Annotated in this window: 22 protein-coding genes and 1 tRNA gene; 12 read left to right on the top strand and 11 right to left on the bottom strand. The window is 35.8% G+C overall.

All coding sequences use genetic code 11. From position 1 onward, the window contains the following. The first annotated feature begins 1 nt into the window (after position 1). The gene (gene carB, locus J3U16_RS00670) at positions 2 to 3,217 is read left to right on the top strand and encodes a carbamoyl-phosphate synthase large subunit (protein ID WP_267342344.1); all 3,216 of its coding nucleotides are present in this window, start codon (positions 2 to 4) and stop codon (positions 3,215 to 3,217) included. A 283-nt stretch (positions 3,218 to 3,500) separates the two neighbouring features. Further along, positions 3,501 to 3,577: transfer RNA gene (locus tag J3U16_RS00665), tRNA-Met, on the top strand. A 590-nt stretch (positions 3,578 to 4,167) separates the two neighbouring features. Here J3U16_RS00665 and J3U16_RS00660 read toward each other — a convergent pair. The 3 genes from J3U16_RS00660 to J3U16_RS00650 all read right to left on the bottom strand — a co-directional run bounded on the left by J3U16_RS00660 (position 4,168) and on the right by J3U16_RS00650 (position 6,975). Further along, entirely contained in the window at positions 4,168 to 5,418 is a 1,251-nt protein-coding gene (locus J3U16_RS00660; RefSeq protein WP_267342342.1) for an MFS transporter, read from the bottom strand. Between the two features lie 80 nt (positions 5,419 to 5,498). Beyond that, on the bottom strand, positions 5,499 to 6,146 hold the full coding sequence (eda, locus tag J3U16_RS00655; RefSeq protein WP_065733684.1) for a bifunctional 4-hydroxy-2-oxoglutarate aldolase/2-dehydro-3-deoxy-phosphogluconate aldolase: 648 nt from the start codon (positions 6,144 to 6,146) through the stop codon (positions 5,499 to 5,501). Between the two features lie 22 nt (positions 6,147 to 6,168). Continuing rightward, positions 6,169 to 6,975 carry an IclR family transcriptional regulator gene (locus J3U16_RS00650; protein WP_065733685.1) on the bottom strand — a complete coding sequence of 269 codons (807 nt, stop codon included), beginning with the start codon at positions 6,973 to 6,975 and terminating at the stop codon, positions 6,169 to 6,171. A gap of 182 nt (positions 6,976 to 7,157) precedes the next feature. Here J3U16_RS00650 and J3U16_RS00645 point away from each other — a divergent pair, with 182 nt between their 5' ends. After that, complete coding sequence (locus J3U16_RS00645; RefSeq protein WP_065733686.1) at positions 7,158 to 7,736, top strand: AAA family ATPase; 579 nt, start codon at positions 7,158 to 7,160, stop codon at positions 7,734 to 7,736. A 157-nt stretch (positions 7,737 to 7,893) separates the two neighbouring features. Here J3U16_RS00645 and metF read toward each other — a convergent pair whose 3' ends face one another. From metF to J3U16_RS00630, 3 genes are all read right to left on the bottom strand, one after another. Beyond that, positions 7,894 to 8,769, bottom strand: a complete 876-nt coding sequence (metF, locus tag J3U16_RS00640) for a methylenetetrahydrofolate reductase [NAD(P)H] (protein WP_267330788.1) — start codon at positions 8,767 to 8,769, stop codon at positions 7,894 to 7,896. Positions 8,770 to 8,867: 98 nt separating this feature from the next. Next, positions 8,868 to 11,141, bottom strand: coding sequence for a 5-methyltetrahydropteroyltriglutamate--homocysteine S-methyltransferase (gene metE, locus J3U16_RS00635; protein ID WP_267330787.1), 2,274 nt, complete (start codon positions 11,139 to 11,141; stop codon positions 8,868 to 8,870). A 184-nt stretch (positions 11,142 to 11,325) separates the two neighbouring features. Further along, positions 11,326 to 11,877: a YagU family protein gene (locus J3U16_RS00630; protein ID WP_065733689.1), complete on the bottom strand. Its 552-nt coding sequence runs from the start codon at positions 11,875 to 11,877 to the stop codon at positions 11,326 to 11,328. 183 nt (positions 11,878 to 12,060) lie between these two features. On the opposite strand from J3U16_RS00630, the gene J3U16_RS00625 reads away from it, so the two are divergent. The 6 genes from J3U16_RS00625 to J3U16_RS00600 all read left to right on the top strand — a co-directional run bounded on the left by J3U16_RS00625 (position 12,061) and on the right by J3U16_RS00600 (position 17,511). Beyond that, positions 12,061 to 12,525, top strand: coding sequence for an AraC family transcriptional regulator (locus J3U16_RS00625; RefSeq protein ID WP_065733690.1), 465 nt, complete (start codon positions 12,061 to 12,063; stop codon positions 12,523 to 12,525). Positions 12,526 to 12,641: 116 nt separating this feature from the next. Then, entirely contained in the window at positions 12,642 to 14,303 is a 1,662-nt protein-coding gene (recN, locus tag J3U16_RS00620) for a DNA repair protein RecN (protein WP_267330785.1), read from the top strand. A 49-nt stretch (positions 14,304 to 14,352) separates the two neighbouring features. Then, a complete protein-coding gene (gene coaBC / locus J3U16_RS00615) occupies positions 14,353 to 15,582 on the top strand; it encodes a bifunctional phosphopantothenoylcysteine decarboxylase/phosphopantothenate--cysteine ligase CoaBC (protein WP_416379951.1) in 1,230 nt (409 codons plus the stop codon). Continuing rightward, positions 15,566 to 16,024 (top strand): dUTP diphosphatase, encoded by a 459-nt coding sequence (gene dut / locus J3U16_RS00610; RefSeq protein WP_065733692.1) that lies wholly within the window; start codon positions 15,566 to 15,568, stop codon positions 16,022 to 16,024. Before coaBC ends, dut begins: the two co-directional genes overlap by 17 nt. A 2-nt stretch (positions 16,025 to 16,026) precedes the next feature. Beyond that, the gene (gene slmA, locus J3U16_RS00605) at positions 16,027 to 16,614 is read left to right on the top strand and encodes a nucleoid occlusion factor SlmA (protein WP_255305725.1); all 588 of its coding nucleotides are present in this window, start codon (positions 16,027 to 16,029) and stop codon (positions 16,612 to 16,614) included. Positions 16,615 to 16,674: 60 nt separating this feature from the next. After that, on the top strand, positions 16,675 to 17,511 hold the full coding sequence (locus tag J3U16_RS00600; RefSeq protein WP_065562705.1) for a mechanosensitive ion channel domain-containing protein: 837 nt from the start codon (positions 16,675 to 16,677) through the stop codon (positions 17,509 to 17,511). A gap of 57 nt (positions 17,512 to 17,568) precedes the next feature. Here the strand turns inward: J3U16_RS00600 and cysE are convergent, their stop codons facing one another. Both cysE and J3U16_RS00590 read right to left on the bottom strand, forming a co-directional pair. Then, positions 17,569 to 18,330: a serine O-acetyltransferase gene (gene cysE, locus J3U16_RS00595; RefSeq protein ID WP_065562771.1), complete on the bottom strand. Its 762-nt coding sequence runs from the start codon at positions 18,328 to 18,330 to the stop codon at positions 17,569 to 17,571. Between the two features lie 174 nt (positions 18,331 to 18,504). Then, positions 18,505 to 19,746, bottom strand: coding sequence for an oligosaccharide MFS transporter (locus tag J3U16_RS00590; protein ID WP_218059968.1), 1,242 nt, complete (start codon positions 19,744 to 19,746; stop codon positions 18,505 to 18,507). 195 nt (positions 19,747 to 19,941) lie between these two features. Here J3U16_RS00590 and J3U16_RS00585 point away from each other — a divergent pair, with 195 nt between their 5' ends. Beyond that, positions 19,942 to 20,946, top strand: coding sequence for a LacI family DNA-binding transcriptional regulator (locus J3U16_RS00585; RefSeq protein WP_065733694.1), 1,005 nt, complete (start codon positions 19,942 to 19,944; stop codon positions 20,944 to 20,946). Positions 20,947 to 20,984: 38 nt separating this feature from the next. Here the strand turns inward: J3U16_RS00585 and J3U16_RS00580 are convergent, their stop codons facing one another. Next, positions 20,985 to 22,454, bottom strand: a complete 1,470-nt coding sequence (locus tag J3U16_RS00580; protein ID WP_267342340.1) for a glycoside hydrolase family 32 protein — start codon at positions 22,452 to 22,454, stop codon at positions 20,985 to 20,987. A 273-nt stretch (positions 22,455 to 22,727) separates the two neighbouring features. On the opposite strand from J3U16_RS00580, the gene J3U16_RS00575 reads away from it, so the two are divergent. Continuing rightward, positions 22,728 to 23,687 carry an aminoimidazole riboside kinase gene (locus tag J3U16_RS00575; protein WP_267332234.1) on the top strand — a complete coding sequence of 320 codons (960 nt, stop codon included), beginning with the start codon at positions 22,728 to 22,730 and terminating at the stop codon, positions 23,685 to 23,687. 4 nt (positions 23,688 to 23,691) lie between these two features. Then, positions 23,692 to 24,243: a sugar O-acetyltransferase gene (locus J3U16_RS00570; RefSeq protein ID WP_267342338.1), complete on the top strand. Its 552-nt coding sequence runs from the start codon at positions 23,692 to 23,694 to the stop codon at positions 24,241 to 24,243. Positions 24,244 to 24,249: 6 nt separating this feature from the next. On the opposite strand, the gene ispC is transcribed toward J3U16_RS00570, so the two are convergent. Continuing rightward, positions 24,250 to 25,434: a 1-deoxy-D-xylulose-5-phosphate reductoisomerase gene (gene ispC / locus J3U16_RS00565; RefSeq protein ID WP_267342337.1), complete on the bottom strand. Its 1,185-nt coding sequence runs from the start codon at positions 25,432 to 25,434 to the stop codon at positions 24,250 to 24,252. A 2-nt stretch (positions 25,435 to 25,436) separates the two neighbouring features. Next, complete coding sequence (gene deoR, locus J3U16_RS00560) at positions 25,437 to 26,198, bottom strand: DNA-binding transcriptional repressor DeoR (RefSeq protein ID WP_267342335.1); 762 nt, start codon at positions 26,196 to 26,198, stop codon at positions 25,437 to 25,439. Positions 26,199 to 26,239 lie beyond the last annotated feature (41 nt).

Below are 26,239 nucleotides of genomic sequence, written 5' to 3'. Positions count from 1 at the left end.
CATGCCTAAGCGAACAGATATTAATAGCATTCTCATTATTGGCGCTGGCCCAATTGTTATTGGTCAAGCTTGTGAATTTGATTATTCCGGCGCTCAAGCTTGTAAGGCTCTGCGTGAAGAAGGTTATCGGGTTATTTTAGTCAATTCTAACCCTGCCACCATTATGACCGATCCGGAAATGGCGGATGCCACCTATATTGAGCCGATTGATTGGACAACGGTGAGTAAAATTATTGAACAAGAAAGACCCGATGCCATTTTGCCCACCATGGGCGGACAAACAGCGCTCAATTGTGCGTTAGAACTGGATAAAAGAGGCATTTTAAAACAATTTAATGTCGAGATGATCGGCGCTACCGCTGATGCAATTGATAAAGCTGAAGATCGCAAACGTTTTGATCAAGCCATGAAAAAAATTGGTCTTGATACTGCCCGTTCCGGCATTGCTCACTCATTAAAAGAGGCTTATGCCGTACTTGAACAAGTTGGCTTTCCTTGCATTATCCGCCCTTCTTTTACTATGGGGGGAACCGGTGGCGGGATTGCTTATAACACTCAAGAATTTGATGAAATTTGTACCCGAGGACTTGATCTGTCGCCCACCAATGAACTTCTCATTGATGAGTCATTAATTGGTTGGAAAGAGTACGAAATGGAAGTGGTACGAGATAAAAATGATAACTGCATCATCGTCTGTTCGATTGAAAATGTTGACCCTATGGGCATTCATACCGGGGATTCTATTACCGTTGCGCCAGCTCAAACACTAACTGATAAAGAGTATCAAATCATGCGTAACGCATCGATAGAGGTACTTCGTGAAATTGGCGTTGAAACAGGTGGTTCGAATGTACAATTTTCGGTTGATCCTAAAACCGGACGCTTGATTGTGATTGAAATGAATCCAAGGGTATCACGTTCATCAGCATTAGCATCTAAAGCAACCGGTTTTCCAATCGCAAAAATTGCGGCCAAACTTGCGGTTGGCTATACCCTTGATGAGCTATCTAATGATATTACCGGAGGTAAAACGCCAGCGTCATTTGAGCCTTCGATCGACTATGTGGTGACAAAAATACCCCGCTTTAATTTCGAAAAGTTTGCCGGGTGTAATGATCGTCTAACAACCCAAATGAAATCAGTGGGTGAAGTGATGGCTATTGGGCGGACTTTTCAAGAATCATTACAAAAAGCGCTACGAGGGCTTGAAGTCGGTGCCTGTGGTTTTGATCCGAAAATTGACAATTATGATGATGAAAAAAATCTCAGCAAAATACGTTATGAACTGCAAGAAGCGGGCGCTGAACGAATTTGGTATATTGCTGACGCTTTTCGAGCCGGCTTTAGTTTAGATGAAATTTTTACATTAACGAATATCGATCGCTGGTTTTTAGTGCAGATTGAAGAACTTATCAGCCTTGAAAACCAACTAAAATCGCAATCATTCGCTCGCCTAAATTCAGAATCATTATGGCAACTTAAGCGTAAAGGTTTTTCAGATTTACGTATAGCTAAACTGTTGAATGTTGAAGAACAAGACGTTCGTGATCGACGAAACCAATACGATATTCATCCTGTATATAAACGAGTTGATACCTGCGCGGCGGAGTTCTCGACCGATACAGCTTATCTTTACTCAACCTATGAACAAGAATGCGAAGCTAAACCACAATTCATTCGCCCTAAGATTATGATATTAGGCGGTGGACCTAATCGGATTGGGCAAGGTATTGAGTTTGATTACTGTTGTGTACATGCCGCGCTGGCGCTCCGTGAAGACGGTTATGAAACAATTATGGTTAACTGTAATCCGGAAACGGTATCTACCGATTATGATACCTCAGATCGACTCTACTTTGAGCCAGTCACACTGGAAGATGTGCTTGAAATTGCTCATGTGGAAAAACCAAATGGCGTAATCGTACAATACGGCGGGCAAACACCATTAAAATTAGCCAGAGCGCTTGAAGTCGCTGGGCTACCGATTATTGGTACCTCGCCAGATGCGATAGATCAAGCTGAAGATCGCAAACGTTTTCAGTCGATTGTCGATAAGTTAAAGTTAAAACAGCCAGTTAATGCAACGGTTACCGATATTGAAGATGCGGTGATTAAAGCCGAACAAATTGGCTATCCATTAGTGGTCAGACCGTCTTATGTGCTTGGTGGTCGAGCAATGGAAATTGTGTATAATGAGCAAGATTTAAGACGTTATTTTAAAACCGCAGTCAGTGAATCGAATAATGCTCCAGTACTACTTGATCACTTTTTAGATGATGCTATTGAAGTTGATATTGATGTCATTGCCGACGGCGAGCAAATCGTAATTGGCGGCATTATGGAGCATATTGAACAAGCGGGAATTCACTCCGGTGATTCTGCTTGTTCATTACCAACATATACTTTAAGCTCGGAAATTTTAGACCAATTGCGCAAGCAAGCTAAACAATTAGCGTTAGAACTTAATGTAAAAGGGCTTATGAATGGGCAATTTGCCGTCAAAGATAACCAAATTTATTTGATTGAAATCAACCCTCGAGCCGCTCGCACCGTGCCATTTGTGTCGAAAGCTACCGGTTTGCCATTAGCGAAAATCGCTGCACGAGTTATGACCGGGCAATCACTGGCTAAACAAAATATCACCAAAGAAGTCATACCGCCTTATTACTCAGTGAAAGAGGTGGTATTACCGTTTAATAAATTTAGTGGCGTTGACCCAATTTTGGGGCCTGAAATGCGTTCAACCGGTGAAGTGATGGGAATTGGTAAAACCTTTGCCGAAGCCTTTGCCAAAGCACAACTTGGTAGCTTATCAAGTATGAAAAAATCAGGAAAAGCTCTGCTATCTGTTCGTGATCAAGACAAAACTCGCTTATTAGAGATCGCTAAACGATTAATTGCACATGGCTTTAGTATTGATGCTACTTTTGGCACTGCTAAGGCATTACAACAAGCTGGCATAACCTGTCAAATGGTTAAAAAAGAGAACGAAGGGCGCCCCAATATTCATGACCATATTAAAAATGGCGAATATAGCTATATTCTCAATACCACATCTGGACGGGCAGCTATTGAGGCATCGAAAATCCTACGCCGTAGTGCTATTCAATATAAAGTTCATTACGATACCACGATGAATGCGGCTTATGCCACAACGTCGGCGCTTGATTATGATCCAGCTCATAGCGTGAAACCATTACAGGCACTTTATCAATAGAGACGAGTAAGGCTCGTCTCTTTTCACTAATCTGGTTTACGGTGTCGTACAAATAAGATCTCTTATTCACCTGAAAAAATATTTCTTTTTCCTTTGAACTATTTTATCTAATTAGGAGAGTTTGAGGATAATCAATGACAATTAATGTAAAAAATATTGAGGAGTGTATACCATTTCGTATAAAAATCGTCCTTATTTGTTAAGGAATGTGTAAAAATAGGACGTTTAGGCTAGAAGGGTATTGCTTTATTATTTTATTACTATAATATAGCCACCTCTTTGACGCGGGGTGGAGCAGCTTGGTAGCTCGTCGGGCTCATAACCCGAAGGTCGTTGGTTCAAATCCAGCCCCCGCAACCAATTCTTTTAAACCTATCCTAACTTATTCTTAATAATTTACTATCCTGAATTCGGTATACTGCAAGGGTTTAGCATTAAAATTGAACTGGCATCTTTTAATCATTGATACATAACTTAATTATAATTAAAAATACTGTTATGCAAGTTACATAAATTACCCTCTATCTTTGAGCAAAGTTAATTCAAAATATCAATATAATGGTTAGCAGAACATTAAGAATCGTGTGTAACTGATACTTATTAAATAAGAGAATAAACGAGAGGCATAATTCTATATTTAGCCATTAAATGAATTTTCTGCAACCACTACTAGAATATTGGCTTCTTTAGATTATTGATGTGATTGGCAGAATTATCACAATTTGATTGGCCATATTCGATTTACGATAGGTATAGCAAGCAATTAAATCAATATTTTGCATAACTATTTAAACGAAGCTATGTAAGGATGGATCATGATATTGAGTAATCATATTGATCCTTAAATTATTAAATATGAAATATTAGTTTTTTATCAAAAGTAATTAGTTTATTAATATTAAGGAAGATCATTAAAATTAATGATCTTCATATATGATTAGCGGTCTGTATTATTTATTATTTATTGGTTTTCTTAAAAAGATGCCATATGAAATTGCACCTAAAATAAGTAAACATGCACCTAATATAAATACATAACCGAAACTACCGGTTATATCAAGTATGATACCTGTTACAATTGGTGCCATTGCTGCACCTAAAAAGCCTCCAAAGTTCTGAATTGCACCTAATGAACCGACTTGGTGACTAGGTGCTACATCAGCAGCTAATGTCCATATAACGCCTGATGGGAGTTGAGAAGCAAAATAACCAATAGATAAAAGAACAATACTAAGTACAGTATTATCAATAAAAGCAATTGGTGCGACTGAAGCGGCTGCAAGTATAGCTCCACCAACAATAGGAATTTTTCTTGCATTTATTGGTTGAAAACCTCGTCGTATAGCGAAATCAGAAATAATTCCACCGAGTAGAACACCTATAATACCGCAGAAAAAAGGAATTGATGCAATCCATCCCATTTGTTTTAAAGTAAAGCCTTGTTCTTTTTCTAAGTAACTAGGTAACCATGTTAAGTAAACCCAAATAGTAAACATAATTCCAAAATTACCGAGAATCATAAACCAAGTCATTTTTTGTTTTAATAAATCTCCCCATGATGCTTGAGATTCTTTTCTTTTTGGTTCTTCTGCAGTAGATTTACCTTTTATTAGCGTAATTTCTTCCGGTGTTGGGTTCCGATATACTTTTAACCAAACAAGCATGACAAGTAATCCAAATACACCAATGATTATAAACATACCACGCCAACTCATCGTTAACATAAGAATGGTTAATAGTGGCGGAGCAATAGCATTAGCTATTTGTGAACCAGTATTAATTATGGATACAGGGACACCTCGTTCTTCTTTTGAGAACCATGTTTCAGTTGTTTTTAATCCTGAGGTAAAGAAAGGTGATTCAACAACACCTAACACTACTCTCATGGCATAAAACATTGAATAGCTATTTAAAAAGCCGCAAAGGATGGTAACTAAAGACCATAGGCCAGACGCCCAAGCAAACATTTTTTTAGGACCAAATTTATCCACCAACCAACCTGCAGGTAAGTTAGCTAGCGCGTATGGCCAGAGGAATGCCGATAATAAAAATCCCATTTGGGTTTGAGATAACCCAAACTCCTGAGCTATTGTTGTATTTGCAATACTTAAATTTGATCTATCTAAGTAATTGACGATAGCCCCGATTACAAGAAGAATGATGAATCCCCATCTTAGTTTTGGTTTTTGTTGTATTGTCATATCCACACCTTTATTTTAGACAAAACGATCCTATAGACATATCAAAGATATGCCTTTACTTTATTAATATTAATTATTGTTTATTTTTTAGCTTTATTTACTGCTGCTACAAATTTTTTAGCTGCTTGAGTTACTTTACTATAATCATTATCCTTCATAGCTGCTTTGGTAATATAACTAGCGACCCCCACACAAACAGCTCCAGCAGCAAACCATTCATGAACGTTTTCAGGTGTTACACCACCTGTTGGAGAGATTGGAGCATGCTCTAAGGGTGCTAAAACAGATTTGACATAATTTGGATTAACAAACTCAGCAGGAAAGAGTTTCACAATATCAGCTCCAGCTTCTAAAGTATTTTGAATCTCAGTGGGAGTAAAGGCACCGCTCATCGTTATAGCTTGATAACGATTCGCAACTTTAATCATTTCTGGATTTAAGTTAGGGCTAACTAATAATTCCGCTCCTGCTAATATTGCAGCTCGGGCTGTTTCACCATCTAGAACTGTTCCAGCGCCAATTAAAATACCTTTCTTTTTATATTTATCTGATAAATATTTCACTACGCCAAGAGCATTAGGTACTGCCATTGGAATTTCAATAACGGTAATACCACCTTTAATTGCTGCTTCAGCAACTTTTATTGATTCTTCTTCTGTTGCTAATCTCACAATCAATACAATTCCTGAATTAATAATTTTATTCAGATTATCTAATTTACGATACATTCATTATCTCCAATAGTCTGTCTTAATCTTTTAATTGATATAACTTATTTCCAGTAAATCCTAATTTTCTTGAAATTTGCAAAGCTGTTTCTTTAACTGATTTGGCAATAAGTTGTTCTTTATCTTTAGTCATTCCACTATATAAACTGGCAACGCTAAATGACGCAATCGGCTCATTTTCGTGGTTATAGATAGCAGAACTGATGCAATACATTTCTAAATTATCTTCGCGATCATCGATAGCGTAACCACGCTCTCTTGTTTTATCGGCATCTTTTAGAACTTCTTGATGATTTGTATGCGATAGTGGTGTTTTGCTTGGATAAGGTTCTTTTCCTAAAATATCAATAATTTGCTGATTTGAAAATGCGTGAAGCAACCCTTTTCCTAACCCTGTTGTATGTAAATAACGCCTAGAACCCAATTTAGCTGTTGGTTTTATGGTTGAATGATTTTCAGCCTTATCAATATAAACTATTTTGCCTTTATCTTTTACACCAAGAAATACGGTACTACCTGTTTGTCGATTGAGTTCCTGAATAAATGGCCTTGCTGCATCGGCTACACCCATATTAGTAATAACTGAACTACCGATTTCAAATGCTAATAAACTCAAACCATAAGTTTTTTGTTTAATATCTTTTATCTCGATAATTTCCTTATACACTAAAGTTTGTATTAGTTCAAAAGCACTACTCTTAGGCAATTGCAACATTTCGCAAATATTATTGAGTGTTAAATATTTATCACTACTTACAAATAGTAAAAGTAAATCTATTGTTCTTGCTGCCGATTTATTTAATTTTAGTGGTCTATTATCTTGTTTCATAATTTCGCAAATGTGAACTGTGAAGTAGGTTCAATAATTAAACTATATTTCTGTATTTAATATAGCATGTCATATTATTATTGCATTTCCATTTTATATTATATTATTCAATTTATTATTTAGTTCACATTAATGGTTCGCGTTTATGAATGACGGTTCGCAAATGCGAAAAGGGAATGATTATGAAAGTTAATACAAGTACAAAGGCTATTTTTCTTATTGGAGCTGCTGGTTCAGGGAAGTCAACCGTAGGAAAATTTTTATCTTCAAAGCTCCACTATTGTTATTTGGATAAAGACATTGTAGCTAACCGCTTTACTGGCGAATTACTTATGTCAAAAGGATATGAACCTACAGCAAGAGATGGATGCGAATTTTATAAAAAAGAAGTTATGAATATTGAATATGATACATTACTGCATATTGCAAGTGAAAATTTGAAACTGGGTAATTCAGTAATACTTGATGCTCCTTTTTTAAGTTATTTTTCTGATGAAAACTATATCAATCAAGTTAAGCAACGATTTAATTGTAGCCAAATGGAATGCTATGTTTTAGAAGTCTTTGTACCAGCTGATGTTTTGAAGCAAAGAATATTAGAACGTAATAATGCTCGTGATACCTGGAAATTAGATAATTGGGATACATTTATTGAAAGTTTAAATCAAAAACGATGTCTATGGAAAGATGTAAATTATATCCGTTATGATAATAGTGCACCGGAAATAGATGAATATACTCTTTTAAAACACTTTAATTAGATTATGAGATTAATATATAATTATTATATACTTTTGTCTTTGACGCAGGGGAGCAGCTTGGTAGTACGTTGGGATCATAAGATCACTGGTTCAAATTCTGCTCCTGCATTAATTTTTTTATATTTATTATAGCTTTTCTTACTTAAAATTTTATTGTTTATACTGATTTTGGTACTGCAAGTAACGTTGATACCGCTTCACTAATTCTTCTAGCGATATAGCTATTATTCATGGTGTACAAATGGATACCGTCAACATTTTGTGAAACTAAATCAACAATCTGATCGATAGCATAAGCAATACCTGCGTCACGGAACGCATCAGGGTGATGTTCGTATTTCTCCATCATCTGTTTGAATTTCTTCGGTAGATTTACGCCACACATCGATACCATACGTTCAATTTGGTTTTTGTTCGTTACCGGCATAATCCCTGCTTCAATTGGTACATTAATCCCCATATCACGGGCTTTGTCTAAGAAAGTATAAAAATAGTCATTATCAAAAAATAGCTGTGATATGAGTTGATCTGTTCCGGCACTCACCTTTTCTTTTAAATGTATTAAATCTTGTTTTAGCGTTGATGCTTCAAGATGTCCTTCAGGATAACAGGCCCCAATCACATTAAAATCACCATTTTCTTTAATAAATGAAACCAGCTCGCTGGCATAGCGAAAATCATCTTTAGGTGTAACTGTTGGGCTAATATCGCCTCGCAAAGCAAGCACATTATCGATACCGGCACATTTAAGATCATGAAGAATTTTTTGCATTTCTGCTTTATCGAAATTAATTCCCGGCAAATGAGCAACACTTTCAATGCCATAAGTATGTTTGACAGCGTGGGCGATATCAATTGTCGTTTGACCATTCAAACTACCACCAGCGCCATAAGTAACACTGATAAAATCAGGTTTGAAGTAACCAAGTTCACGCAATGTGCTATAGATTGTCTCTAAAGGTGACGTTTTTTTAGGGGGAAAAACTTCAAAAGAGAACACGGTTTTTTTATTAAAGAGTAAATTTGTTTTCATCTGTATCATCCATTGGTGTGATTACTATTATCCTTACTGACATTTCCGCCGCCAAAATCGGCGGCGGAAATTAAGGTAAAGCAAATTAATTAACGCTGTTAATTAAGTGTTTTTCGAACTTCTAATGTTGCTTGAACTAAATGTTCTAAACTTGCAACAACTTCTTTCTCACCACGAGTTTTTAAACCACAATCCGGATTAATCCAAAGTTTTTGCTTGTCAATTTTTGCCAGTAACTTCTCAATTGTTGCTTTGATTTCAGCAACCGGTGGTACACGTGGTGAATGGATATCATAAACACCCGGTCCAACTTCAGTTTTAAAGTTATTGGCTTTAAGCACATCAATCAATTGTAGATTAGAACGTGATGCTTCAAATGAAATCACATCAGCATCCATGGCATCGATATCTTTGATAATGTCAGCAAATTCGCTATAACACATATGTGTATGAATTTGTGTATCAGCTTGTACTTTGCTGTGTACTAATCTAAATGCCGGAATAGCCCAATCCAGATATTCACTATTCCAATCAGCTTTACGTAATGGTAATTTCTCTTTTAACGCTGCTTCATCAATTTGGATGACTTTAATGCCGGCCGCTTCAAGATCTAACACTTCATCACTGATAGCTAAACCAATTTGGAATACTGACTCTTTTTGTGAAATATCTTCACGAGGGAACGACCAGTTAAGGATCGTCACTGGGCCAGTTAACATGCCTTTAACGGGTTTGTCAGTTAGGCTTTGTGCATATTGTGAATATTCAACGGTAATTGGTTTAGATCGTGAAATATCACCCCATACAATGGGTGGCTTAACACAACGAGTACCATATGATTGCACCCATGCTTTTTCAGTAAAGACAAAACCATTTAAGCTTTCACCAAAATACTCAACCATGTCATTACGTTCAAATTCGCCGTGAACTAACACATCAATACCAATCTGTTCTTGAAGCTTGATGCATTCTGCAATTTTTTGTTTGTTAAACTCGGTATATTCATTTAAACAAATTTCACCTTTCTTGAATTTTGCACGGTTTAAACGTACATCAGGTGTTTGCGGAAATGAACCAATCGTTGTTGTAGGTAATAATGGCAAATTAAAGGCTTTTTTCTGTGCTGCTTCACGTACTGAAAATTCCGGTAGACGAGTAAAATCAGACGCTTTTAAAGCCGAAACTTTTTGACGTACCGCTTGATTTGCTCCTTCACGCTCACGCGTAAATAGGGTTTGATTTGCTTTGTAAGCCGGACTATTTTCAAAATTTGAATCTTTGACTAATTCACCCAGTTCAGCTAACTCTTGTAGCTTTTCTTGAGCAAAAGCAAAATAAGCTCGTTGTTGAATCGTTAATTTAGTTTCGTTTTGTAATGTATAAGGTACGTGGAGTAAAGAACACGAAGTATTAATCACAATATTTGCCGCTTTTTGCTTAATTTTTGCGACTAATTCCAATGTTTTTTTATAATTATTTTTCCAAATATTTTTACCATTTACCACACCAGCAAATAACACTTTATCAGCCGGGAAACCATGACTTTCAAGTAATGCTAAGGATTGTTTACCTTCAACAAAATCAAGTCCGATACCGTCAAATGGTAACGCCACTAATTGTTGGTAACAATCACGCACATCGCCAAAATAAGTTTGTAAAACCACTTTGGTTGTACCTTTAACGGATAAAATTGACTGATAAAGCTCATTGAATAAAGCGATATCTTCATGAGTTAAATCAGTCACTAAAATTGGCTCATCAATTTGTATCCACTGCGCACCAAGTGCAGTAAATTTCTGAATAATTTCTTGATAGGCTTTAATAATATCGGCTTTAAAATCAACTAGCTGTTTATTACCTAAATACTGTGCTAATTTGAAAAAGGTTAATGCGCCAATCACAACCGGTTTGGTTTGAATACCTAATGCTTTGGCTTCTTGATATTCGTCAAAAGGTTTGGTGCTGGCTAGTTTTATTTGTAGTGAATCTTCAATTTCTGGCACTAAATAGTGGTAATTAGTGTTAAACCATTTTTTCATTGCCAGCGCTCGCACATCACCTTTTTCACCTTGATAACCACGCGCCATGGCAAAATAACGATCGAGTTCAGGTAAGCCTAAATCTTGATAACGTTTCGGGATAACATTCAGTAAACAGGCCGTATCTAATACTGCATCATAAAATGAAAAGTCATTAGATGAGATTAAAGCAATTTTATGTGATGCTTGTTGTTGTAGATGTTCAGCACGTAGGGCTTTTGCTTCATTTAATAATTCAGCTTGGGTTTTGTTACCTTTAAAATAAGCTTCGGTTGCAAATTTAAGCTCACGAAGTTTACCAACACGAGGATATCCAATAACTGCAGTATTCATTTTCTTTTCCTTATTTAGCATTTAGCACTTTTCTTTAGTGGTTAAAAAGATAGCAAAAAAAAATGTTATTGAATAATTCTAGTTTTTTATCAAAAGATATAGTTTTTAACTATATCAAAAGGTATAAAAAAATCCCTCTGTTTTTCAACAGAAGGATTGAAATAGATGAAAATTAATAAATTAACTACTGGCGCCATTCGCCACGAATTGGTCTTGAAAAATGAGCAAGCACAGCGATCATACAGATTTCAATCGATACACCCCAATAGATATGCCCTAAAATTTCACTCCAAAGTTCATAACCATTTAGGTTCCATAACCAACCAACGGTGCCTTCCGGATCATAAGCGGGATGACGAAAACCTAATAGCGGAATTAAAAAACCGTGCATCATAACGGTAATGATAATGCCATAAAATGCACCATACCATAATCGAATATTATTCCAAAAGTAGGCAATAAATACATAAACGAAGGCAAAGGCAAAACTAAATAACCAGTGATAAAGTGTTACTGCGCCCGAAACGATTGCCGTTTGGTAAACATAATCAAGTGAATGAGAATTAATGCCTAACCAACCAAGCCATGCATCAATGTGTGCCGCAGGTGGTGAAATTTCCCCAGGAACACGAGGAGGCATATTAACTTCAGAACCCCATTTAACCAGTGCGCTAATGAATCCACCAATCAGAGTAGTCCAAACAATAATTTGTCGATTTATTTTATTTCCAAACATTTAATAATACCTTTATAGTTTAAAAGCTTGTAAATTATATCCGTAAGCAACCGTGGAAGAAAGGGGAATAAGCTGAATTGACCGAGTGTAAAAGTTATTGTTATAATTGGTAAAAATTATTTATTAAGCGTCTTTTAATAGCATCCTAAAAGGTAGCAAATAAATTATCCATGGATTTAGGTTATGAATGTCGAAATTGTACAATTTCCTGCTACACAATTAGCCGTCATTGAACATTATGGTTCACCTTTATTAGAGAATAACACTCTAAATAAATTCATTAAATGGCGACAAGAAAACAATTTTTTAGATAGTCAAAAGTATCAAAGTTATGGTATTCATTATACCAATCCCAACACGACGCCTCTCAATGAGCATCATGTCGATTTTGCAATATCGATAAATTGCACAATTCCCCCAAATGATTACGGAATCATCAATAAAAAAATACCACAACTTCGTTGTGCCAAGGCAAGGGATATTGGCTCTAGAGAAAATAATCAAGCCATTATTTACTTACTTGAAACATGGCTTCCACAAAGTGGCGAGCGAATAGGGAACTTTCCTCCAATTTTCCATTATGTAAATGTCGGTTTAAACATTCAACCACAAGAGATGATCACTGATGTTTATTTGCCTTTAGCGTAAATTAATTATTATCTTTTTAAAAATTAACGCTTATAAAAATAATTAACTGTATTTATTTACAGTGTTTTTGCTGTTATACTGCCAATATGGTAACCAACCTTATGTATTAATTTATTATGATAACGCAATTGACTATTAATAATTTTGCTATCGTCGATCAGTTGTTAGTTGATTTTACAACAGGGATGACCGCAATTACGGGTGAAACAGGCGCAGGTAAATCGATTGCGATCGATGCATTAGGGCTTTGTTTAGGAAATCGTTCTGATGCTTCAGCTATTCGTAATGGAGCTGATCGGGTTGATATTTCAGCCAGTTTTGTTCTTGATGATACTCCAGCAGCATACTCCTGGTTAACCGAAAATCAACTTGATGAAGGTAATGAATGTATTTTAAGAAGAGTTATCAATCAAGATGGGCGTTCGAAAGCATTTATTAATGGGCGTGCTGTTCCTATCTCACAATTAAAAGATTTAGGACAAATGTTAATACAAATTCATGGCCAACATGAACATCAGCGTTTATTACGAAGTGATTATCAACAAATTTTACTTAATCATTATATGAATGAGCCGACACTATTGTCGAATATGCAACAAGCTTATAAACAATGGAAATCAGCAAGCCAAGCTTATCAACAATATCTTTCTTCCAAACAAGAGCGTGATGCTCATGTTCAGTTATTACAATATCAATTAAAAGAGTTAAATGAATTTTCACCAATTGAAGGTGAATATCAACAAATAGATGAAGAATATAAAAAATTATCCAATAGCGAACAGCTAATTAATCTTAGCCAACAATCTATCATGCTATTAGATGAAGCAGACGAATATAATGTCAGCAACATGCTTAATAGTGTTAAACAAAGTATTCATGAGTTGGTCGCATTAGATCCTTCACTGAATGATGTTTTAGCTATGTTAGAAGATGCCGCTATTCAAATTAAAGAAGCTAGCTATGAATTACGCCATTATAGTGAGAGCTTAGAGCTCGATCCGGCAAGAGTGATGCAACTTGAACAACGCTTGTCTAAACAAATTGCTTTAGCGCGAAAACATCATGTTTCTCCTGAAGCATTACCTGAGTTACATCAAAATTTACTTAATGAATTTAAGCAGATTAATCAACAAGATGAACAAGGTGAACAGTTAAAAGAAGAGATCAAAAAGTATCAACAAATTGCGATAGAACTGGCTGCAAAATTGCATCAAAAACGATTAACAGTGAGTAAAACGTTGGCTAAAAAAGTAATGGCTATTATGCACGATTTATCTATGCCAAACGGTCAATTCAGTATAGATGTTATATTTGATGAAAATCGATTAGGTGAAGATGGCGCAGACCAAGTTTCTTTTTTAGTGAGTACTAATGCTGGGCAAGTCGTGCAGCCATTAGCCAAAGTTGCATCTGGTGGTGAATTGTCTCGTATCGCACTAGCCATACAGGTTTTGACCGCGCAAAAAATGGATACCCCAGCGTTGATTTTTGATGAAATTGATGTCGGTATTAGTGGACCAACAGCGGCTAAGGTTGGGCAACTGTTAAGGCAACTTGGTGAGTCAACACAAGTCATTACGGTAACGCATTTACCACAGGTAGCGGGTCAAGCTAATCAGCACTATTTTGTCAGTAAGCAAACGAATGGTAAACAAACATCGACAGATATGCAAAGATTAGATGAAAACGGACGTTTAAATGAACTTGCTCGGTTGTTAGGTGGGGATAAAATTACAGATGCAACGCTTGCCAATGCGAAAGAGTTACTTATTATCTAATTTAATTATGGTAATATATCGCCTTTAATTGGGATCGGAGAATAACGAGATCATGAGTCTATCTGGTAAACATATTTTATTAGGGATAACTGGTGGCATTGCTGCTTACAAATGCCCTGATCTTGTCCGCCATCTAAAAAAAGCAGGTGCGCAGGTACATGTGGTATTAACTGAGTCAGCGAGCCATTTTGTCACGCCAATGACATTGCAAGCATTGTCTGGTAATACGGTATCAAGTGATTTATTTGACCCTTCTGCTGAACTATCGATGAGTCATATTGAATTAGCTAAATGGGCTGATTTGGTATTAATTGCTCCCGCTACGGCAAATATCATTGCGAAAATGGCAAATGGTATTGCTGATGATCTTTTATCAACAGTGTGTCTTGCAACACCAGCTAAAATTGCCATAGCGCCAGCTATGAACCAACAGATGTATAAAGCTGCTGCAACTCAACAGAACTTAGCGACATTAGCTTCGCGAAATACCTTAATTTGGGGTCCTGATGATGGCTTTCAAGCTTGTGGTGATTTTGGCCCAGGGCGAATGGTTGAACCTGCAACTATTGCTAAGCATGTTGAGAAGTATTTTTCAGCAACGTCAACACTTGCTGGAACCGAGATTACCATTACTGCAGGCCCAACCATTGAAGAGCTTGATCCGGTACGCTATATCAGTAATTACAGTTCAGGTAAAATGGGTTATGCTATTGCTCAGGCAGCGGCTGAAATTGGAGCAACAGTAAACTTAATCAGTGGCCCAGTTAATTTAGCAACTCCAAATAATGTGAATCGCATTAATGTAAAAAGTGCTAATGAGATGTATGATGTGGCATTAAAGTTTGCTAAAAAATCATCAATTTTTATTTCTTGTGCTGCTGTTGCTGATTATAGAGCTGAAACTATTGCCACGAAAAAAATTAAAAAAACCGATGATAGTAATGAACTTGTTATTAAATTAGTTAAAAATCCTGATATTGTTGCCAACATTGCTTCATTAAAGAAAGGACGTCCGTTTGTTGTAGGCTTTGCCGCTGAAACCAATAACATAAAGGCTTATGCCCTTAAAAAATTAACCACTAAGAACTTAGATTTGATTTGTGCTAATGATGTGTCTGACAAGAAAATAGGCTTTAATTCTGATCAAAACGCATTAACCCTTTATTGGCAAAATGGTGAACAAACGTTACCATTAAGCAATAAGCAAGAATTAGCAAAAGAATTACTTCAAGCAGTTATAACACGATATAAAGCGAGTCATGATGAAAAGAAAAATTGATATAAAAGTATTAGATAAACGTTTAGGTAACGAGTTTCCACTGCCAACTTACGCAACTGAAGGTTCCGCAGGTATTGATTTAAGAGCGATGTTTGATAAAACAACCGAAATCAAAGCAGGCGAAACAATCTTAACCCCAACCGGATTATCAATGCATATTGCTGACCCTAGTTTAGCTGCATTAGTATTACCTCGTTCAGGCCTTGGTTCAAAAAATGGTATTGTCCTTGGTAATTTAGTCGGTTTAATTGATTCCGATTATCAAGGACAGTTGTTTGTTCCCCTTTGGAACCGAAGTCAAAACCCATTTGTTATTGAGCCAGGTGATCGTATTGCTCAATTAATTATTGTGCCAGTCGTGCAAGCAGAATTTAATATTGTTGATGATTTTATCGAATCAGCGCGTGGCGAAGGTGGATTTGGGCATTCAGGTAAGAAATAATCGTGAGTAGCAAAAATAAAAATCGTAAAGAAGATATACTTCAAGCATTAGCAACAATGCTTGAATCCAATGAGGGAACACAACGAATAACTACTGCTAAATTAGCTGCAACTGTTGGTGTTTCTGAAGCGGCATTGTATAGGCATTTTCCAAGTAAAACTAAAATGTTTGAAAGTTTGATCGTTTATATTGAAGACATTTTGCTTTCTCGCATCAATGTGATTTTGCAAGATGAACCAAAAACATTTACGCGGCTTCAACTTATTTTGGCTTTAATCCTTGGTTTTTCTGAAAAGAATCCTGGGTTGACTCGGATTATGACTGGCCATGCGTTAATGTTTGAGCAAGACCAATTGCAAGAACGAATCAGTCAATTATTTGAACGTATCGAAACGCAGATAAAGCAAGTTATACGAGAAAGAAAAATCCGTGAAGGTGTGGCCTTTACCACTGATGAACGTATTTTATCTAGTCAGTTACTTGCTTTTTGCGAAGGAATGATGGCTCGTTATTCCCGTTCTGGTTTTAAATATCTACCAACAACAAACTTTGAAACCCGTTGGGCTTTATTAGCAAAACAGTTAGTTTAAACCAATTTAATCGCAATTATTCAATTAACTATTTCTGTTATTTTTACAGAGGATAATTTCATGAGTTTTGAAAATATAGTAAACCAGATTTGGTTGTTTATTGAGAAATATGATGGCGTAGTAATCAGTTATATTGCTCATTTTTGTTTTGCCATTCTTATTTTTTTAATTGGTCGAACAATTGCTAAATTTGTTGCTCGTCAATTAAGAAGAATTTTAACTAATCGCCATGTCGATCCGACTGTAGTTAAATTTGTTAGTTCTTTATCTTATTATGCCATTATTGTTATGACGCTAGTTGCCGTGTTAGGTCAACTTGGTGTGCAAACCGCATCAATTGTTGCGGTAATTGGTGCCGCCGGCTTAGCCGTAGGTTTAGCTCTGCAAGGTTCGTTGTCTAATTTTGCAGCTGGTGTCATTTTAATTATCTTTCGCCCATTTAGAGTTGGTGAAACAGTCATTATTAATAATCAGCAAGGTGTTATTGATTCGATTCAAATTTTTTCAACAACTATTGTCACGCCAACGAATGAAATGGTCGTCATTCCAAATGGACAAGTGGTTAGTGCAAATATTATTAACTATACTCGTTTGCCAGAAAGACGTTTAGATATAGTTGTTAATGTGGGATATGATTCTGATATTCAGAAAGTTTATAAAGTATTAAGAGAAGCTGTAAATAAAACTGATAATATTTTAACGAGTAAAGAACCGATTATACGTTTGGATTTGCTGGATGCTTCATCCATGAATTTTAATGTTTTAGTCTGGACGTTAAATGCTAATTATGGACCAGTAAAAGCTGTATTACTTGAGAATATTAAAAATGGACTAACTGAAAATGGCATTAATATTCCTTACCCAACTATGGATGTAAATCTTAGTTCTCCGTCGTAATTTTCAACTACATTATGTATTCCGTTGTCATTGAACAACGGAATCATTTTTCAAAAATTAGATATCTTGATCCATGTTTAAAGCTGGTTTATCACAATCAGGACAACCAACAATTTTAGCAGGAACACCAGCTACTGTTGTATGTTCAGGAACAGGCTCTAAAACGACTGAACCAGCTCCAATTTTTGCTCCTTTACCTATTTCTATATTTCCTAAAATCGTTGAGTGCGCACCAATCATTACTCCTTCACGAATTTTAGGATGACGATCGCCATTTTCTTTTCCGGTTCCACCTAATGTCACTGATTGTAAAATAGAAACATCATTTTCAATAACTACGGTTTCACCAATGACTATCCCTGTTGCATGGTCAAACATAACACCACAGCCAATTTTAGCTGCTGGATGGATATCAACGCCAAATACAATAGCAATTTGACTCTGTAAAAAAGTTGCTAGTGATTTACGGTTTTGTTTCCAAAGCCAGTGTGCAATTCGATAAGCTTGTAGTGAAAGAAAACCTTTATAATAAAGTAGCGGTGTGGAATAGTAATTGGTTGCTGGATCTCGAATGTAAACAGCAAGTATATCGGTAATCGCGGCATTGATTATGTTGTTATCTGCTTGATAAGCTTGTCTAGCAATTTCTCGAATCTCAATTGCCGGTACAACTTGGGTTGCAAGCTTGTTAGCTAAAATATAACTTAATGCACTACCTAAATTTTCATGATTAAGTAAAGTTGCATGGAAATAGCTTGCTAACATTGGCTCACTTTCAACGAGCTTTGATGCTTCTTCTCGGATTGTCTGCCATAACATGTCCGGTTTAACCACTTTTTTGCTTGTATTCACACCAAGTACCTATATAGATTTAAACGTCAGTCTCAACAATTTATATTGTTTCGCAAACTAAGAATAGAAGCAAGCTTTCTCTATAGATATTATAAAATGGGAACAATTTGTTCCCATTTTTACAACATTTAAGAATGATGGCTATTTTTCTGTTTTTTGTTTATTGTCACTTAAAGTAAATGTTGCAATAAATAAAATGACAAATACTATTGCTGCTAGCACATAGAAAGTAGTTGAATATCCTGTTTTATCAAATAACTTACCTACAATCCATGACAATACAATAACACCTACATTTGATGAGATGTTAAATCCAACTAAGTATAGTGTGGATGATAGTCTCGCATCAAAGTTGGCTACAGCGTATTTAAATACCGCTAAAATAAATAGTGGTGTTTCAATTGCGTGGAAAAGTTTAACTAATGAAATTAGATAAACATTATCTAACGTTGCAGATAACGAGATTCGGCATACCATTACCAACGCTGCTGCTAGTAAAGCTTTTTTGGCACCAATTTTATTAATAAAATAGGGTACTAAAATCATACAAGCTGCTTCTAAAAAAACTTGGAAAGAATTTAAATATCCATAAACTTGATAGCCACTTTCTGGTTTATCAAAGAAGCTGGTATAGAAATTTGGGAATAGTTGCTGATCATATATGGTATAAAAGCTATTAGTACCGATTATAAAAAAGACAAATAACCAAAACTTTTTCATACCAAATAGTGAAAAAATTTCACTCATGGTAGGGATAGATGGTTTTTCCATGACGGCTTGTGTTTTACCGTTTGCCAAAGACTCTTGTTTAGGTTTAAAAACTAAATTGATGGTGAAATAGATAGCTGCAACGCCAGATGCCATCCAGAAGTTAATGTGAGGGTTAATGCCAAATAAAATACCAGCAACAAAAGTTGCAGCAGCATAACCAAATGATCCCCAGAATCTTGCTGGCCCAAATTCAAAACCAAATAGACGACTAATTCGCTCGATAAAAGAGTCAATCAAAGCACATCCAGAAATAAAACCAGCACTTAATACTGGAGCTCCAATACAGACACCCAAAATAAAATCATTTCGAAGTAAAGGCTCATAGACATAAATTAAAAACGGGCCAATAAGTAACATGATAATACTTTGGAAGGTAATTACCGCTTTACCTATCTGCAATTTATCTTGGATAATGCCATAAAAAATCATAAAAAACATGGCTGCAGCAGAGTTAGCAGAATAAACAACCCCTAATTGTTCACCAGATAAACCAATTTGGCTTTTGAGCCAAATGGCATAAAAAGACCACCAAAGTGACCATGCTGCATAAAAGGTAACAAGATAGCCTGACGAGAACCAATAATTTCTATTTTGTATTATATCTATATTCATTTTCATTCTCTTTTTATGTTGAAGTTTAACGTTAACATGTTAATGTTAACATTATTGTCATAATTGGAATAAAATAGAAACAACCAATTATCATAAATGTTACTTTCCTCACACTTTTTATCATTTTTATTTGTGGTATCATCATACAAAGCTAAAATTTATTATTATTTTTAATGTGAGTAAAAGGATTCAACTATGGCTTCACTCAAGGATGTTGCTAGATTGGCATCAGTTTCATTGATGACGGTTTCTCGAGCAATCAATAATCCTGACAAACTCAATAAAGAAACATATAAAAAAGTGAAGAAAGCTATTGAGGAGCTTAATTATGTGCCGGATTTATCTGCACGAAAGATTCGAGGGGATAATTCTGGCCCTTATGCTATTGGTGTGCTGGCATTAGAAACGGCGACAACGCCATTCTCAGTTGAATTACTTCAAGCAATAGAAAAAACAGCTCAACAACATGGTTGGAATACGTTTATTGTTAATTTATTTGATGATAAAGATGCTGATCATGCGATTAATACTCTTTTATCTTATCGACCTAATGGTATTATTTATACAACAATGGGGTTAAGAAAAGTTCAACTGCCAGATAAATTGCTCGGTAAAAATGTGGTATTAGCAAACTGCATTAGTGATTCTGAGCAGCTTGCTTGTTACATCCCTGATGATTATTCTGGTCAATATCAAGCGATGCAGAATGTAATAAATAAGGGATATAAAAAACCATTATGTATCTATTTATCAGAAAATACTTTAGCGGGTAAAATTAGGCGTAAAGCTGCTGAGCAAGCATGGTTAGATGCTGGCAACGATTTAAACGATATCAAGAGTTATCATACTTTAATGTCACCTGCAAACCTTTCCCTAGAATATATGATGACGATAGAAATTTTGGCAAAACATTGTGTTAAAAAACCAGATTTTGATGTATTAATTTGTGGTAACGATAGAATTGCTTTTGTTGCTTATCAATTTTTACTTGGTAAAGGATTTCATATTCCCAACGATGTTGCGGTTCTTGGTTATGACAATATGGTTGGTACTGGTGAACTTTTTTATCCTTCACTGACTACTGTACAATTACCACATTATGAAATAGGTCAAAAAGCAGCTCTGCATATAATCAATAGTGAAAGTAAAAAAACTATCACTCACATACCATCACCATATTTAGAACGAGAATCTTTATAACAAAAAAACCACCTTAGTTGGTGGTTTTTTTTTATAAATTATTCATAAATTGATTTTAATTGCCAGCTATCTAATTTGGTAATTTTTGCTTGTCCATTTTCGGCAAATAAGTTAATTAACCTTTTTGCTGGTAATTTAGGATAAATACGGCTTGAGAGGCTATATAAATCTTTATTTATGAAAACTTCGACTGATGATGCATCAACAAAAATATGTAATGTTAGTTTTTTGGTTTTTGGTAATGGCACACTTCGATAACCTTTTAAGTCAATTCCAGAAAGACTTCGGTCTAGAATGATGCGGTTAGCTTGCCGATCAATGTACAATAAGGTTGCTTGCTTACCATCTGGTGTCGCAGCAAGTTGTAATCCAAAACGTTCAGCATTACTATTGACTAAATCAATTTCAACATTAATTTCACAACTAATTGATTCAATTTTGGTATTTTTTAATTCACTATTTAATTCAATATTAGTTAATGATTGTGGTTTTTCGCGAAGTGCCACAAGTTCTTTAATTGGTCGATTACGAACTCTATTTTGTCGATCTAGGATTAATTCGCGTGGTAAAGTAAATGCTCCCATCCATTTATCATGTTTACTTGGCATTTTTGATTCCCACATATCCATCCAACCAAACATAATACGACGACCATCTGCTGCGAGGAATGATTGTGGCGCATAAAAATCGTGACCAAAGTCCATCTCTTGGAATGATTTGATTATTGAAAATGGCTTACCTGGCTGCCAATCTCCAACGATATAGCCAGATTGGAATCGATTTCGATATTGATAACCTTTTGCTTGCATACCTTGTGGTGAGAACATTAATATCCATTTATCTCCTAATGGGAAAAAGTCTGGACATTCAAGCATATAAACATTCGGATCGATATCACTGATAAGAACTTGTTCAAACTTCCAATCTTTTAAATCAGTTGAACGATAAAGTAACACTTGACCAACATCATTGGTTTCTCGCTGACCAACTACCATCCACCATTTACCATTTTGTTTAAACACTTTAGGATCACGAAAATGCATAATCCCTTCTTTTGGTGTAAGTACAGTTCCATGTTTTTTAAAATTAATACCATCTTTACTTGTGGCAAGACATTGAGTTTCTCGGATATGTTCATCATTACCTTGACCATTTAACCAGATATGGCCTGTGTAAATTAAGCTCAATTCGCCATTATTATCTACAGCTGAACCTGAAAAACACCCACTCTTGTCATAATCATGATCTGGCGCAATTGCAATTGGTAATCTTCGCCATGTAATAAGATCATCACTTACTGCATGTCCCCAGTGCATTGGTCCCCAATTCTCATTATAAGGATGGTGTTGATAGAAAGCATGATATTGTCCTTTATAATAGACTAAGCCATTTGGATCATTCATCCAACCAGCTTGAGGTGATAAATGGAAATGAGGATAATATTGCTTATTCATTTCTTTTTCTAATTTTTTTATAGCTTGGTTAGCTTTATCAATTGCATTTGTCATAACATTCCCTTCTTTTATCATGAGTTAGGTTAATACGATTACATACTACATTAATTTTTTTGTTAACGTTAACTTATGGTGAAATAAACGTTAAAATATGTGATGATAGTCACATATTTTTAACGTTAACAATGATTTTTTTTATAAATGATTTAGTTTATAGTTAATATTGATTATCAATACATCAGCTAATCAATGCTTAATGAATTAATTTGAGTATGCTGAGATAGTAATGACACAAAAATTTAACCTATTAATAATATGAGTGACAAAATGAATAATACAAAAGTATGGTCTCTTGGTGATGCTGTTATTGATTTATTACCATTTGGTGAAATGAACTACCGAGCCTGTGCTGGAGGGGCTCCTGCAAATGTTGCTATTGGTATTGCTAAGTTAGGACTGCCCTCTGGTTTTATTGGTAGAGTTGGTAATGATCCATTTGGTCACTTCATGGAAAAGACTTTTTGTGAGCATCATGTTGATTGCCAAAGTCTTGAAAAGGATGAGGAGCATAGAACAAGCACTGTTGTTGTTGATTTAGGTGAAAATGGTGAACGAAGTTTTACCTTTCTTGTTTCACCTTCGGCCGATCAATTTTTGTCAGAACAAGCACTTCCTGATTTTAATCAAGATATTCTTCATTTTTGTTCTTTAGCATTAGTTGGAACAACTTGTCGACAAACGCTCAAACAAGCTATTGAGAAACTCAGTGATAAAAATGGTTTAATTAGTTTTGATATCAATTTACGTGAACAAATGTGGCAAGATAAAAATGAAATGCGCACAATTATCACTCAATTCTGTCATGATGCTGACATTCTTAAACTCTCTGATGAAGAGTTGTTTTGGTTAACTGAGAGCCAAGATTGGCATGTAGCACTCGATAAATTGCAACAACATTATAATGCACCACTTAAGTTAGTTACCAAAGGCAGAGATGGTAGTATTGTGTTATGGCAAGGTAAAACTTTTACTTTTGACTCATTTCATGTCAATAGCATTGATACAACTGGAGCTGGAGATGCATTTGTTGCAGGATTACTTAGCAGTATTGCTTTATCAGGTATGCCTGAGGATAAATTAATGTTAGAAAGTATGATGACTATAGCCAGCGCATGCGGAGCACTAGCTACCACTAAAAAAGGTGCATTAACGGCATTACCAGACAGTGGTTTTTTACAATCATTTATTAGTGATAATCCTGCACTAATAGCAAAACAGATGGGATAGTAAAATGACTGAAAAGGAGAAAATGTTAACAGGTTTACTTTATAATCCTTGTATTAATGAGCTTGAAAAAGAGCGAATTTATGCACAAGATCTCTGCTTTCAGTTAAACCAACTATCACCTTCAGCAGTGGATAAACGGCAACAACTTTTTAGAAAGCTATTAGGTAAAACACCGAAGCAATTTACAATTATGCCCGGTTTTCAATGTGATTATGGCTACAATGTTGAAATTGGAGAGAATTTTTTTGCTAATTTTAACTGCATCATGCTTGATGCGGCCAAAATTACATTCGGAGATAATGTCCTTGTCGCACCCAATTGCGGTTTTTATACCTCAGGTCACCCACTTGATAGCCAAATACGCAACAGTGGGCTTGAGTTTGCCAAACCGATTACGATCGGTAATAACGTTTGGATCGGTGGTAACGTAATTGTACTACCCAATGTGACTATCGGCGATAATACGGTTATTGCAGCAGGCAGTATTGTAGATCGAGATATCCCTTCAAATGTCGTTGCCATGGGTACGCCATGCCGAGTGTATAAAACACTTTAATGCCATTTAAACTATCTGTTTGCTACATTGTGCTCTAGCCCATGCATCAATAGTGAACACATCATCAATAGTGGCAGGTTCCGGAAAATTAAGTTGATCTAACGTGGTTGCAACTTGTTTGGCAATATCCATAAAACCAATTTTTTGCTGTAAAAATGCTTCAACTGCCACTTCGTTGGCAGCGTTAAGCGCTGTTGTTGCCGCTTGCCCTTCACCACAAGCCTCAATGGCTAATTTTAAGCATGGATAGCGAATAAAATCGGGTTGATTGAAGGTTAATGATGAGATTTGAGTAAAATCTAAAGCAGGTACACCGGATGAAATACGTAATGGATAAGACATTGAATAAGCAATTGGCGTACACATATCTGGCACGCCTAATTCTGCAATAATACTGCCATCTAGATAACGAACCATCGAGTGAATAATCGATTGAGGATGTACAATAATCTCCATTTGCTCAGAACTAGCATTAAACAACCAACGAGCTTCAATATATTCCAAGCCTTTATTCATCATCGTTGCCGAATCAACTGAAATCTTTTTACCCATTGACCAGTTAGGATGTAAAGTCGCTTGCGCAGGCGTGACTGAAGTTAATTGATTTAACGGTAGCTCCCGAAAAGGTCCGCCAGATCCGGTTAACACAATTTTGGCGATACCATGATCAGTCAGATTAGCAAACCCTATATCATGCTGCACTGCGGTAGGTAAACTTTGAAAGATCGCATTATGTTCACTATCGACCGGCAGTAGCTCGGCGCCATATTGCTTCACCGCTTGCATAAATAAATGCCCATAAGTGACTAATGACTCTTTATTAGCGAGTAAAATGCGTTTACCTTTTTTAATTGCAGCAAGAGTCGGCCTTAATCCCGCAGCACCAACAATTGCAGCCATAACTTGGTTAACTTCGGGAAGCTGTGCTAAATCACACATAGCTTGCTCCCCACTCAGTACTTCTATATTCAATTTTAGGTTAGCTAAATTTGCTTTAAGCTCTTGCGCTGCTTGTTTGCTCGCCATAGCAACATAGTTTGGTTTAAACTCCTGACATTGCTCTGTCATTTTTGCAACATTAGCGCCACCTACTAGCACATAAGCTTTGTATAAAGTTGGATTTTGCCGAATGACGGCTAATGTGCTACAGCCGATTGATCCTGTTGAACCTAAAATTGCGATATTTTTCATAATTAATAAATTAAACCAATGTTATTTTCTTCAAAGTAAGCGACGTAGTCTAAATCCGGCGCTCTATCGGTCATCACCAAATTAAACTGATCAAGGTTACAAATAAAAGCCGGTTTAACTTGATTAAACTTAGTATGATCGGCAATTAAAATATTTTGATTAGATTTTTTCATCGCCTGATGCTTCATATTCAGTTCATCAAAATGGTAACAAGTTGCACCTTGAGTGAGATCAATACCCGCTGCCGAAATAAAAGCTTTATTTGGGCAGATAAAATCGATTGGATTATGGGAACTAATATTGGTAAAAATTGCATTATTAAGCTGATATTGCCCACCGCATAAAATGATTTTACATTTTGGTTTGTTTTGTAACGCTAGAAAAGCATTGAGTGAATAGCAGATTGCAGTAAAAGCAATATCATCACTAATTTCATCAATGATAAATTGCATGGTTGTACCGCAATCAAAAAAAATAGTATCGTTCTCATCAACAAATTGGCTAACTAGTTTGCCGATATAACGCTTTTCATCTACATGCTTATCTTGCTGATCTGAAACAAAATATTGTGATATGGTATGGCGTGCTTGGTTAACAATATAACCGCCTAAAACAGCTAAACATGAAGATTGATTACTAAGATCTCGACGAATTGTCATTTCAGAAACAGCAAGCATTTGCGCTGCTTGCTTTAAATGAATTTTATCGGTAGTTTTTAATTGCTCAATAAGTGCATTAATTCTTTTTTGCGGTTGTGTTTCCATTGCCATTCCATAAATAGCAATAAGCTACAATATAGTAGCTT

It is taken from the genome of Gilliamella sp. B3023 (genome assembly GCF_026536845.1).
Classification (GTDB): domain Bacteria; phylum Pseudomonadota; class Gammaproteobacteria; order Enterobacterales; family Orbaceae; genus Gilliamella; species Gilliamella apicola_E.
The sequence above is the reverse complement of the archived record's forward strand: the minus strand, read 5'-3'. Positions and strand labels throughout refer to the sequence as shown.